This is a genomic window from Arthrobacter sp. NPDC093139 (genome assembly GCF_044754165.1).
GTDB lineage: Bacteria > Actinomycetota > Actinomycetes > Actinomycetales > Micrococcaceae > Arthrobacter.
Genome location: NZ_JBIVOO010000006.1, coordinates 231,026 through 243,243 on the forward strand (window position 1 = coordinate 231,026; position 12,218 = coordinate 243,243).

The 12,218-nt window shown below is 66.9% G+C and carries 9 protein-coding genes; 4 read left to right on the forward strand and 5 right to left on the reverse strand.

Annotated elements, in window-relative coordinates; genetic code table 11:
* The first annotated feature begins 4 nt into the window (after positions 1-4).
* Positions 5-523 (forward strand): DinB family protein, encoded by a 519-nt coding sequence (locus tag ACIP90_RS12200; RefSeq protein ID WP_400579567.1) that lies wholly within the window; start codon positions 5-7, stop codon positions 521-523.
* A gap of 20 nt (positions 524-543) precedes the next feature.
* On the opposite strand, the gene ACIP90_RS12205 is transcribed toward ACIP90_RS12200, so the two are convergent.
* From ACIP90_RS12205 to ACIP90_RS12220, 4 genes are read right to left on the reverse strand one after another with little or no spacing between them, the layout of a single operon-like run.
* Complete coding sequence (locus tag ACIP90_RS12205; protein WP_400579568.1) at positions 544-1,578, reverse strand: GNAT family N-acetyltransferase; 1,035 nt, start codon at positions 1,576-1,578, stop codon at positions 544-546.
* A 9-nt stretch (positions 1,579-1,587) separates the two neighbouring features.
* Positions 1,588-5,124 carry a thiol reductant ABC exporter subunit CydD gene (gene cydD / locus ACIP90_RS12210; RefSeq protein ID WP_400579569.1) on the reverse strand — a complete coding sequence of 1,179 codons (3,537 nt, stop codon included), beginning with the start codon at positions 5,122-5,124 and terminating at the stop codon, positions 1,588-1,590.
* A gap of 6 nt (positions 5,125-5,130) precedes the next feature.
* On the reverse strand, positions 5,131-6,180 hold the full coding sequence (cydB, locus tag ACIP90_RS12215) for a cytochrome d ubiquinol oxidase subunit II (protein ID WP_400579570.1): 1,050 nt from the start codon (positions 6,178-6,180) through the stop codon (positions 5,131-5,133).
* Between the two features lie 17 nt (positions 6,181-6,197).
* Entirely contained in the window at positions 6,198-7,799 is a 1,602-nt protein-coding gene (locus ACIP90_RS12220; protein ID WP_400579571.1) for a cytochrome ubiquinol oxidase subunit I, read from the reverse strand.
* A gap of 273 nt (positions 7,800-8,072) precedes the next feature.
* On the opposite strand from ACIP90_RS12220, the gene ACIP90_RS12225 reads away from it, so the two are divergent.
* Both ACIP90_RS12225 and ACIP90_RS12230 read left to right on the forward strand, forming a co-directional pair.
* A complete protein-coding gene (locus ACIP90_RS12225) occupies positions 8,073-8,459 on the forward strand; it encodes a BlaI/MecI/CopY family transcriptional regulator (RefSeq protein WP_400579572.1) in 387 nt (128 codons plus the stop codon).
* A gap of 6 nt (positions 8,460-8,465) precedes the next feature.
* Complete coding sequence (locus tag ACIP90_RS12230) at positions 8,466-9,452, forward strand: M56 family metallopeptidase (RefSeq protein WP_400579573.1); 987 nt, start codon at positions 8,466-8,468, stop codon at positions 9,450-9,452.
* A 70-nt stretch (positions 9,453-9,522) separates the two neighbouring features.
* Here the strand turns inward: ACIP90_RS12230 and ACIP90_RS12235 are convergent, their stop codons facing one another.
* Positions 9,523-11,631, reverse strand: coding sequence for a type IIA DNA topoisomerase subunit B (locus ACIP90_RS12235; protein WP_400579574.1), 2,109 nt, complete (start codon positions 11,629-11,631; stop codon positions 9,523-9,525).
* Positions 11,632-11,853: 222 nt separating this feature from the next.
* Between ACIP90_RS12235 and ACIP90_RS12240 the strand changes: the two genes are divergently transcribed.
* The gene (locus tag ACIP90_RS12240) at positions 11,854-12,075 is read left to right on the forward strand and encodes a hypothetical protein (protein WP_400579575.1); all 222 of its coding nucleotides are present in this window, start codon (positions 11,854-11,856) and stop codon (positions 12,073-12,075) included.
* Positions 12,076-12,218 lie beyond the last annotated feature (143 nt).

The window sequence follows — 12,218 nt, forward strand, 5'->3', positions numbered from 1 at the left end:
TGGCATGCCTATCATTCCGGATGAGAAAGACTGGACCTGGGTCCTGTCCCGCCCGTGCAGCGAATGCGGTTTCGATGCTTCGACGGTCACTCCGTCCACCGTGCCCGGCAGCGTGGAGAACATGCTCCCGCGCTGGCGGGCAGTGCTGCGCCGCCCGGCCGTCGCAGAGCGCCCCAACGACAGCACCTGGTCGGCGCTCGAATATGCCTGCCACGTCCGGGACGTCTTCAACCTCTTCGACCGGCGGCTGAACCTGATGCTCACCGATGACCACGCACAGTTCGAGAACTGGGACCAGGACCGCACGGCGGTGGAGAACGATTACGCCGGTTCCGACCCCGCCGTGGTGAGCGCCGAACTGACGGCCGAGGGGCAGCAGGTGGCAGCATCCTTTGCCGGGGTCAAGGAATCCCAGTGGGGCAGAACCGGACTCCGCAGCAACGGTTCGGAATTCACGGTGCTGACCCTTGCGCAGTATTTCCTGCACGACGTGGTCCACCATCTTGCCGACGTGGACGGTTAGCCGACGGTTAGCTGCGCTTTTCAGGCAGTGGGGGTTAGCGGCTTATCCCAGGCCAGGCTCCTGTTGACGGGTGTGTAGCCCATCTTGGTATAGAGCGCCAGCGCGCCCGTGGGATTTTCGGAGTCGACGTCCAGCGATGCGACGTCGAATCCTTCCGAAGCGAAGCGCCGCATGGCATCGGCGAGCAGCGCGCTGGCGATGCCGCGCCCGCGGAACTCACGCCGCACCCCAAGCAGGTTCGTGTAGCCTTCGCTGAATCCCCGGGTCACCGCGCTTTCCGCGTCATGAGCGGCCAATTGGTATCCCGCCACTATCCCGGTGCCGCGTTCGAGCACAACGGCGCTGAGGTCGGGCCGGGCCTGCGGGTCGTTCACGACGTATCCCCATGATTCCTCGTCCTTGGGTTCACTGCCCCAGTGGTCCCGGAAGGCCTCGTTGTGTGCGAGCCGCACGGCCTCGCTGAGTTCAGGTCCCATGGTCACCAGTTCAAGCCCCGGATCCAGCACGACGTCCGGCAGCGGCCCTGCCAGTGGCCGGTGCATCTCGTTGAAGTAGCGCACCACCTCGTAGCCGTGCCTGGCGAAGAGCGCCGCCTGGTGCCCGTGCTGCTGTTCGTTGTGGATCCGCAGCCGCGGCGCGGCCGTAACTCGTTCAGTAGCCTGGCCGCCGGCCTGGGCGTCCTCCGCGAAACGCTGCCGGGTCCGCGCTTCCAGCCACTCCAGCAGGGCGGAGCCGACGCCGCGGCGTTGCCACTGCGGGTCGACGCAGCCGAAGCCGTACGCCTTCTCGCTGTCGCTGTTCTTCGTGAGTCGTGCATACGCCCGGGCGACGCCGTCCGGGTCGAACCCCAGCACGGTATTGCGCTCCGGCGGGTTCTTCCGGGACTCCATGATCTGTTCCAGCTCCGGCTCGTGTTCAAACCACACCGGCTTCTCGACCGCTGCCGTCCGGGCTATGAGTGCGGCCCACGCCGGGACATCCCAGTTCCCCGCGCTCCTCCAGCGCAGCAGCGGAAAGTCAACGGTGCAGCCGGCGGCAACCTCGGATGGCGTCATGGGAACAGGCTAACCGGAGGCCAGCGACGGCGCCATCTCCTCTGCTCCCCGGGATTCACCGCCCTGCCGGAGGGACAGGAGGTCGTCCAGGGGGCTGATGTCTGCGGGGTTGTGGGTCACCAGCACTACCGTCCGGGAAAGGAGCCCCGCCCGGAGGTCGGCCATCAGCGCACGGCCGGATTCGGCGTCGAGGTGGGCAGTAGGCTCATCCAGCAGGATCACCTCGGCCTGGGTCATGAGCGTGCGTGCCACGGCAAGCCGCTGCCTTTCGCCGCCGCTGAGGAACGCGCCGCCGGGTCCGATCCGAGTGTCCAGCCCGTCATCCAGCCGCTCCAGCAGGGGCGTCAGGCCCACCGCCGCGAGCGCCTGCCGCATCTCCCGTTCGGAGTCGGCGTCCGCCGACGACTGCCGTTCCCGGCGCCCCAGCAGCAGGTTGCCCCTGATGGTGGAGTCGAAGAGGTGGGCCTCCTGCGGGCACCAGGCCGCAGTGCCGGTCACCGCAATTGTGCCTTCACGGGCCGGCAGGAAGCCCAGCATCACCGCGAGCAGGGTGGACTTGCCGGCGCCCGAGGGGCCGGTGACAGCCAGCCAGCGGCCCGGCTCCGCCACTGCTGAGAGGCCGCTGAAAACAGCTGCACCCCCGGGCCACCCGGCGGCGAGCCCCTTCATCTCGACACCCGGACGCCCGTTCTCCCGCGGGTCCGGCCTGGCCGGTGCGCCAGATGCCGGCACAGCCGTGTCCGGCACGTCAGAGGCCGGTTCGGTGAGCACCCCGGACTCTCCGATGCGGCGGAGCACCGAGCGCAGCGCGGGGTACTGGCGGACCGCCGTCGTCATGCCTGCAAAGGGTTCAACGAGTGCCAACTGCATAAGGACCACGACGGCGGCCGTCGGGGCGGCGACTGCACCCGCCAGAACGTCCGGCGCCACCAGCACGGCGCAGGCCAGTGCCCCGGCGCTGCAGGCGGCGACGGTTATCGCCTGCCCGAGTCCCTCCGCCCACGCGGAGCGCTGGGAGGCACGGGTCGCCGCGCGGTCGTCAGCACGGATACGGTCCAGGACGGGCGACGCCACGCCGTTGGCGTGCAGCTCCGCCCGCGCATCGAGGGCAGCCGCGATGCGGCGCAGGACGCCGGACCGCAGGGACTGTTCAGTGCCGGCAGACATCCGGTCGGCAACCAGCGCAGCGGCGGGTGCCACGGCCAGGCTGACAACCGCGGCGGCCGCGACAGCCGGCAGCGCGCCGGGCACGAGCCATGCCGAGGTTCCAATGGCTGCTGCGGCTACTGCCACAGCCGTCACCGGGGGAAGGACAACTCTCGGCAGCAGGTCGCGGACCGTATCGACGTCGTCGATCACGACTCCCAGGACGTTCCCGCCCTGCAGCAGCCGCCGGAGGGACAGGGCACGCCGGCTCAGTGACTCCCACAGCCGCCCGCGCAGCAACGTCAGTGATGCGAAGACGGCGTCATGAAGCACCAGCCGCTCGCAGTAGCGCAGGACGGCCCGGCCTATTCCGAAGAACCTCACACCCACGATGGCCGTGAGCAGGTACAGGATGGGCGGCTGTTCGCTGGCCCTCAGGATGAGCCAGCCGGAGAGTCCGGACAGGGCAACGGCGAAGAGGGACGCGAGGGTTCCCACGAGTCCGGCGCCCGCAAACCTGCCGAGCACCGGTGCGAGCAGCCTTCCCAGCAGCCCGGCCGTGTGCGCCGTCCCGCGGGACTCCGCTGACCCACTGGAGCCCGCAGTCTGGCCGGAGCCCGCAGTCTGGCTGTAACCCGCAGTCTCGCTGGAACCCGCAGCTGCTGCGGCAGCATTCGGCAGCGCCGTGGGGACGGCTCGGGCCAGGTGCGGGGCCCGGTAAGCTGCGGCAACGGCGGGGCGGGCAGCTACGGCGGGAGCGGCGTCGGCGATCTCGGAGTGGTTCGCTGCGGCAGGAAGGGAAACGACGTGATCTGCAAGGTCCCGGGTTTGCCGGTCGTGGGCCACGAGAATCACCGTCGCCCTGCCCCGGAGGTCCAGGATCGCAGCCTGAACGATTTCGGCGGAGGCCTGGTCCAGGTGCGCTGTGGGTTCGTCCAGCAGCAGCACGGTGGCTCCCGCCGCAATGCGGGCGAGTCCGCGTGCCAGTGCGACGCGGCGCAGCTCCCCGGGGCTCAGTTCTGCCGGGTGCTTACCTGCCAGGTGGGCTGCGCCCGCCGCTGCGAGGCACTGCTGCACTCTGGCGTCGAGCTGGTGCCCGTCCTTCAGCGGGTCAGCCGCAAGATACAGCAGGATCTCCTCCCGGACTGTGTCCGCCACCATGACCGGGTGCTGGGGTACCCAGGCCACGGCCGCCGGGGCGAAGCCGCCGAGCGTCCCGGCAACATCGGTGCCTCCCCCGGAGCCGATGGTGCCCGCGAGGACAGCCAGCACGGTGCTCTTGCCGGCACCGCTGGGCCCGTCCAGCGCAGTGATCCGCCCGGCAGGCGCGGTAAAGCTGAGGGGCCCGACGGCGGCGCCTTGCCTCCCCGCGTAGCTGACGGTGAGTCCGCAGACAGTAAGGTCACTGGCACTGAGACCGCTGACGGTGAGGTCGTGGATCGCCGGCCGCGGCTCAAGCCGCCGCTGCTCTGGTGAGTCCAGCACCGCCGTCGTCTCGGCGAGGGCTGCCCGGCCGTCGTCGCTGGCGTGGTGCGCCGTTCCCAGTTCCCGGAGCGGCAGGTAGCAGTCCGGCGCCAGGATCAGGGCGAGGAGTCCGGCCTGCAGCGCCATGTCCCCATGCACCAGCCGCACGCCGATGAAGACTGCCACCACGGCCACCGAAATGGTCGCTATCAGTTCAAGGGCCAGGGCAGAGAGGAACGCAGTCCGGAGGGTCCCCATGGTCTTGGACCGGTACTCGTCGGAAATATCCTCCAGCGCGCGGCGCTGGGCAGAGGCGCGGCCCAGCCCCACCAGCACCGGAAGCCCCTTGGCAAGTTCCAGCATGTGCCCTGAGAGCCGGGACAGGGCCGCCTGCGCGTCCGATACCTTGTCTTCCGTGTAGCGGCCGATCAACACCATGAACAGCGGCACGAGCGGCACCGTCAGCACGATGACCACGGCGCTGACCCAGTCGGCAAACAGGATCCGGGCGCCCAGCAGCAGCGGAATGGCGGCGCAATTGACCAAGGCGGGCAGGAACTGCGTGTAGTAGCTGTCCAGGGCGTCGAGGCCGCGCGTCGCAAGCACGGCGAGGCCGCCGTCGGCAGGGCCCGAAGACCGGACACCGTTGCGCAGTGCCTGTTCCAGCAGCTGCGAGCGCAGCTCCTCCTTCACGCCCAGGGCTGCCCGGCGGGAGGCGGCGCCCTGCGCCCAGACGGTGGCTGAGCGCAGGACCACACCGGCCATGCCCCAGACCAGCTGGTCCGCCCACGCAGGGTCCTGCACCATCAGGCCGGCGAGAACCGACGCGAGGGCCTGGCCCATGAGCACCAGCGAGAGCGCTTTGAGGGCGGCGAGCACGCCAATGCCGTACAGTGCGGCGCGCGTTGACGGGCCTCCGGGGAACTGCGGCTTCACGGGGCCTCAGTCGTTCCGGGTGAGCGCTTTGGCGGCGATCGCCGGCAGGAAGCTGTGGGCCTCGGGAATGTGGGCGGCGCTGACACGGCGCCGGAAGACCCAGTAGGTCCAGGCCTGGTAGGCGATGACGAGCGGCAGTCCGACGCAGGCCACGATGCTCATCAGCCCGAGCGTGTAGTCCGAGGACGAAGCGTTGGAGACCGTGAGGCTGAATGCAGGATCAATCGTGGAGGGAAGCACCACCGGGAAGACGGCGCCGAAGATCGAGGCGGCGCCGCCTAGCAGGAACACACCGGTTGCCAGGAAGGCGCGGCCTTCATGGGCCTTCCGGGCCAGGAACCACGCGGCGACCGCGGCCACGACGGCCAGCACGAGGGCGGCCATCGTCCACAGTTCCCCGCTAAGGAGCTGCACGCTGAGGGCCCAGCCGGCCATGGGGAGAAGCAGCACGGGAAGCAGCCGCACGAACCAGCGCCGGGCACGGTGACGGACCTCGCCGTCGGTCTTCAGGGCGAGGAAGGCCAGGGCGTGCAGCAGGGCAAACCCCGCCACGGCAAAGCCGCCGAGCAGCGCGTAGCCGCTGAACCATGAGAAGGGGCCGCCGTCGCGGTCACCATTGGCATTCAGCGGAAGGCCGGTGGTGCTGAGGGCCAGGGTGGCGCCCACGCCGAAGGCTGCGAGGAAGGAGCCGACGGCGATGGCCCAGTCCCAGGTGTCCCGCCAACGGTCGGTGTCCACTTTCCCCCGGTATTCGAAGGCGACAGCCCGGAAGATCAATGCCACTAGGACCAGGAGCAGCGGCAGGTACAGGGCTGAGAAGAGGGACGCGTACCAGAGCGGAAAGGCGGCGAAGGTGGCACCTGCCGCCGTCAGCAGCCAGACCTCGTTTCCGTCCCAGACCGGCCCGATGGTGTTCAGCAGGACGCGGCGTTCCGTGTTGTCGCGTGCGAAGAGCTTCATCAGCATGCCGACGCCGAGGTCGAAGCCTTCCAGGAAGAGGTAACCCGTCCAAAGAACGGCGATGGCGATGAACCAGACGGTGGGCAGCAGTTCCATGTTCCGTTTCCTCGGTTCTAGTAGGCGAAGGCCAGGACGTCATCGGCGGCTCCGGGTTTGCCGGGACCGCCCGGCCCGGGGGTGGCGTCCTCGTTCTCGTCGACGGGGGCGCTCACCAGTTCCGGCATGGCGGAAACCACGCCTCCCCGGACGTACTTGACGAGGAGTTTCACCTCCACCACGAGCAGCACCGCATAGATGGCGGTGAGGACGATCAGCGATGTCAGGATCTCGCCGGCGGAGACGCCCGGGGACACTGCCGCCGCGGTGAACATGAAGACCTGGTCGATGCCGTTGAGGTCGGGATTGGGTGCCACGACGAACGGCTGCCGGCCCATTTCCGTGAAGATCCAGCCCGCGGCGTTCGCTCCGAAGGGTGCCAGTATGCCAAACACCGCCAGCCGCATGAGCCAGCGCGACTCCGGCACGGTGCCCCTGCGGGTGAGCCACAGGGCCAGCAGTGCAGCCAGGGCGGCAACTCCGCCGAAGCCGATCATCATGCGGAATCCCCAGTAAGTGACCTCCATGACGGGCACGTACTCGATCTCCTGCCCTGCGCGATCCCCGTAGATGGGGTTGTCCGGCAGATGCGTGCCGTAGTCGGCCCTGTACTGGTCCAGCAGGCTGTTGACGCCCTTGACTTCCGTGGTGAAGTCGCCCTTGGCGAGGTAGGACAGGATGCCCGGGACCTCGATCAGTGCCACGATGTCATCGCAGTTGCGGGCCCCGAGGTTGCCGACGCTGAGGACCGAGAAGCCCGTTCCGTCGTGGCAGGCGGCTTCGGCGGCAGCCATCTTCATGGGCTGCTGCTCGAACATCAGCTTTCCCTGCAGGTCCCCGGTCAGGGCGGTCCCGGCGAAGGAGATCATGGCCACCACCGCCCCGATCCGCAGCGAGCGGATCCATACGGTGTGGTCCGTGCGGTCCCTGCCCGGGATGTCGGCCGAACCGGCGATGACCTTGCCATCCGCGTCCACCGTGTCGATGCCGTCCCTGCGGCGCCGCCAGAGGTGGTACCAGGCAATGCCGAGCAGGAACCCGCCGGCGACGGCCAGTGCGCCGAAGAGCGTGTGGGGAACGGCGACGAGGGCGGTGTTGTTGGTGAAGACAGCCCAGGCGTCCGTCATGACAGGGCGGCCATCGATCATTTCGACGCCCACGGGGTGCTGCATCCAGCTGTTGGCGACAATGATGAAGTACGCGGAGAAGAACGAACCGATCACGGCAATCCAAAGGCATGCCAAGTGCACGCCCTTCTTAAGCTGCTTCCAGCCGAAGATCCACAGGCCCAGGAAGGTGGATTCGACAAAGAACGCGAGCAGGGCCTCGAGGGCCAGCGGCGCCCCGAAAACGTCACCCACGAAGCGGCTGTATTCGCTCCATGCCATGCCGAACTGGAATTCCTGCACAATGCCCGTGGCCACGCCCATGATGAAGTTGATGAGGAACAGCTTTCCCCAGAACTTGGTCATCCGCAGGTAGGCCGGGTTGCCGGTACGGTGCCAGATGGTCTGAATCACCGCCACGACGAGGCCCAGCCCGATCGTCAGCGGCACCATCATGAAGTGATAGACCGTGGTGATTCCGAATTGCCAGCGTGCGATTTCCAAGGCTTCCAAGGCTGTCCCTACTGTTGGCTGGGTCTCAAGCTCTCAAGCTCTGTTTTCTACGTCGCGTAGAACATCAACTTCTACCGAGTGTAGAACACCGCTCCGACGCTGTAAACATGGTTGCACCGCCACAGAGGGCCTGCAATGAGGGGCGGCGCGCCGGATGTTCTACCTCATGTAGAAAGAAACGCGCAAACGCGCTAGATTTGGAGTGAGTATCTTGAACCACAGCACGCGGCGGCCGCCCGGCCGCAGGCGGCACGTTGTCAGAAGGATGTACAGATGGCAAGTCTTGGGGAACTTGAACGGGCAGTGATGGACCTGCTCTGGGCTGGCCAGGAAGCTGCAACAGCCAACACGCTGCGCGACATGCTGGCGCAGAGCACAGTGGCCCAGGGCGGTGCAGCAGGCCATGTAGGCAAGGACCTGGCGGTCACGACGGTCCTGACCGTGCTGTCCCGCCTCGAAAAAAAGGGCCTCGTGGAGCGCGAACGCGGCACACGGCCGCACCGGTACCAGGCCGTATCCAGCCGGGAGGACCACACCGCCGAACTCATGCACGAAGTGCTGGGATCGGCTCCGGACCGTGAAGCCGTGCTTGCCCGCTTTATCGGTTCCGTGACGGAGAGTGAAGCCGAGACGCTGCGTAAACTGCTTGGCCACAGCTAGCGGACGATGTTCTGGACCTCATACTTCCTGGCGGTCCTGGCGATAGCACTGGCCTGGCCGGTACCTATCCTCCTTTCCCGTGCCCACTGGCCGGCGCGGGATCCTTTCACAGCCATGTTGCTGTGGCAGGCCATCGGCCTCGCCGGTGGCCTTTCCATGATTGGCGCCATGCTGGTTTACGGGCTGGAGCCTATCGGGGACAACCTGCTCGCGGGCCTCAGGGCACTCGCCGCGATGGTGTTCCAGAATGCCCCCACCACGGCGCTCGGCTTCTGGCACCTTTTTGCGCTGTCGGCAGCGGCCCTGCTGACGGCGCATCTCGTTTTTACCCTGCTGCTGACCTACTACAAGATTGAGCGGCAGCGCAGGCGGCACCGTGAGCTGCTGTCGCTGCTGGCGTCGCCGTCCTCAGACGGCACCGGCACCATGGTGATCAACCACGACTCCCCCGTGGCCTACTGCCTGCCGGGTGGCGCCCGGTCCGTCACGGTACTCTCCGACGGGCTCATGGCGGCGCTGGAACCGGCTGAATTGCGTGCCGTGCTCATCCACGAGAACGCCCATCTCAACCAGCGCCACCACCTCCTGCTGTGGGCCTTCGCCGCATGGCGCCAGGCCCTTCCCTGGCTGCCGACGACCCGCCTGGCACAGGAAGCCGTCAACTCACTGATCGAAATGCTCGCCGATGACGTTGCCCTCAGGACGGAGAGCAAGTCAACGCTGATCAAGGCCATAGCGATCGTCGCCAGCGGATCCGCCGTACCGCAGGATGCGGCCGCCATGGGTCGGGGCGAACCCGCCGCGCCGGGCCTGCAGCTGCCCGATGGTGCGGGCGGATCTGGCTCGGCCAGCACGACGGCGTCCCGCGTCAGCCGCCTGCTCTCACCCCGCGAACCGCTTCCGGCCACCCTCCGGGCAGCCGTGGTGGCCGTGTGCGTCCTGCTGCTGGCCATGCCCACCGCGCTGCTGATAGTGCCGGGACTGCTGGGCTGACGTGCCGGCCTGACCACGTGGCGCGCCTCCTGGCGCGCCTCCGCAGCACCTGGACAGTACCCTCCGTAGGTCAGGCGTCGATGCGGTCGCGGTCCAGACTGGCCGCTCCGGCAATGATGAAGTCCTTGCGGGGCGCCACGTCCGAGCCCATGAGCAGATCGAAGGTGGCTTCGGCCTGCTGGGCGTTTTCGATGTTCACCTTGCGGAGCATCCGGTGCCTCGGATCCATGGTGGTTTCGGCGAGCTGCTCGGCGTCCATCTCCCCCAGGCCCTTGTATCGCTGGATCGGTTCCTTGTAGCGCTTGCCTTCCTTGGCCAGCCGGGACAGGAGGGCGTGGAGCTCCGCCTCTGAATACGTGTAGATCATCTCGTTGGCCTTTTGGCCCGGGTTGATCACTTCCACGCGGTGCAGCGGGGGTACGGCCGCGAAGACCCTGCCTTCCTCGACCATGGGGCGCATGTAACGGAAGAACAGCGTCAGAAGCAGCGTGCGGATGTGGGCGCCGTCGACGTCGGCGTCCGTCATCAGGATCACTTTCCCGTAGCGTGCAGCCTCGATCGCGAAGCTGCGTCCCGAACCGGCACCGACCACCTGGATCAGCGCGGCGCACTCGGCGTTGGAGAGCATGTCCCCCACCGAAGCCTTCTGGACATTCAGTATCTTGCCCCGGATAGGCAGCAGCGCCTGGAAGTCGGAGGACCGTGCCAGCTTCGCGGTGCCGAGGGCGGAGTCACCCTCGACGATGAACAGCTCGGAGCGGTCAACATCGTCCGTCCGGCAGTCCGCGAGCTTCGTGGGCATCGAGGAGGTCTCGAGCGCGGTTTTGCGGCGCTGTGTTTCCTTGTGCACGCGGGCGGAGATGCGGGACTTCATCTCGCTGACGATCTTCTCCAGGAGCAGGGCCGACTGCGCCTTGTCGTTGCGGTTCGAGGAGTTGAGCTTGGCGGTGATCTCGCGCTCCACGACCCGCGCTACGATGGCTTTGACTGCGGATGTGCCCAGAATTTCCTTCGTCTGGCCTTCAAACTGCGGTTCGGCCAGGCGGACGGTCAGCACGGCTGTGAGGCCCGCGAAGATGTCGTCCTTTTCGATCTTGTCGTTGCCGGCCTTGAGTTTCCTGGCGTTGGTTTCCACTGCCTTGCGGAAGGTCTTGACGAGGGCCTGCTCAAGGCCGGCCTGGTGCGTGCCGCCCTTCGGGGTCGAGATGATGTTCACGAAGCTGCGGACGGTGGTTTCGTAGCCGATCCCCCAGCGCAGAGCGACGTCCACTTCGCAGTCACGCTCCACTTCGGCGAGCTTGCTGTGGCCCCTTTCGTCCAGCACGGGGACCGTTTCCTTGAACTTCCCGGCGCCGTGGAGGCGCCAGACGTCAGTGACTCCCGCGTCGATGGCGAGGAACTCCACGAACTCGGAGATCCCGCCGTCGTGGTGGAAGACTTCCTCGTGCGGGCCGTTTTCTCCCGGGGTGCCGGGGAGCTTGCGTTCGTCGCGGACGGTCAGTTTCAGGCCGGGAACCAGGAAAGAGGTCTGGCGGGCCCGCGCAGCAAGTTCCTCGTAGGAAAATTTGGCGTCTGGTGTGAAGATTTGCCGGTCGGCCCAGTAGCGGATGCGCGTACCGGTGACTCCGCGCTTGGCCTTGCCCACAATGTCGAGCACGGAATCCTCAACGAAGGGCGTGAACGGGGCCGACGGATCCGGGCGCGTGCCGGTGTCCTTGAACCTGCCCGGCTCGCCCCTGCGGAACGACATCTTGTAGGTCTTGCCGCCGCGGTCCACTTCGGCGTCCAGCCGGGCGGACAGGGCGTTCACCACAGAGGCACCGACACCGTGCAGCCCGCCTGATGCGGTGTAGGAGCCACCGCCGAACTTACCGCCGGCGTGCAGCTTCGTGAAGACGACCTCCACACCAGTGAGGCCGGTCTTGGGTTCCACATCAATGGGAATGCCGCGGCCGTCGTCGTGGATCTCCACGGAGTTGTCCGCGTGAAGGATGATCCTGATGTCGTGGCCGTAGCCCGCCAAGGCCTCGTCGACGGAGTTGTCGATGATTTCCCACAGGCAATGCATGAGTCCACGGGAATCCGTGGAGCCGATGTACATGCCCGGACGCTTCCGGACAGCCTCAAGGCCCTCCAGCACCGATAGGTGGCGGGCGGTGTACTCAGAACTCGGTGCCACGGGTGGTGAACTCCTTCAACGGGGCCCTGCAGGGCATTAAATGGCTTCCTATAGCCTAGTCCCGCGGCCGCCGATCACCTGACTGCCACTCCAGAGACGGCCCCCGGCAACGGCTGCCGTTACTCAGACGTGATACGCGGACAGCGAAAGTGACCCATCCTTGCCATAGTTTGGCCGCGAATGCTGGTTATATAGATGTAAAGATCTACTAAGGAGGCCGACATGACCACAGCAGTTGCCGACCGCACACTGAACGCAGCTGACCGGTGCGACCGTTGCGGTGCGCAGGCATACGTCCGGGTTGTACTCGAGTCCTCCGGAGGCGAGCTGCTCTTCTGCGCTCACCATTCACGTGCCGTCGAAGCGACCCTCAAGCCGCTGAGCTCGGAATGGCACGATGAGACGGGCCGGCTCCACGAGAGGGAACCGGTGCCGGCCGACTAGACCACACAGCTGAAAAGCGCGAGCATGAAAGCCAGGGTTCCGGCAAGGGACCCTGGCTTTTTGCTGCCCTGACGCGACTGCCGGAACTACGGGACTGCCGGAACACGCGACTGTCAGGGCACACAACAGGGACACAAGCAGCA

Coding starts and splice junctions, on each gene's coding strand:
- ACIP90_RS12200 (WP_400579567.1), top strand. CDS start 5: ATGCCTATCATTCCGGATGAGAAAGACTGGACCTGGGTCCTGTCCCGC.
- ACIP90_RS12205 (WP_400579568.1), bottom strand. CDS start 1,578: ATGACGCCATCCGAGGTTGCCGCCGGCTGCACCGTTGACTTTCCGCTG.
- cydB (WP_400579570.1), bottom strand. CDS start 6,180: ATGGAACTGCTGCCCACCGTCTGGTTCATCGCCATCGCCGTTCTTTGG.
- ACIP90_RS12225 (WP_400579572.1), top strand. CDS start 8,073: ATGGCAAGTCTTGGGGAACTTGAACGGGCAGTGATGGACCTGCTCTGG.
- ACIP90_RS12230 (WP_400579573.1), top strand. CDS start 8,466: ATGTTCTGGACCTCATACTTCCTGGCGGTCCTGGCGATAGCACTGGCC.
- ACIP90_RS12240 (WP_400579575.1), top strand. CDS start 11,854: ATGACCACAGCAGTTGCCGACCGCACACTGAACGCAGCTGACCGGTGC.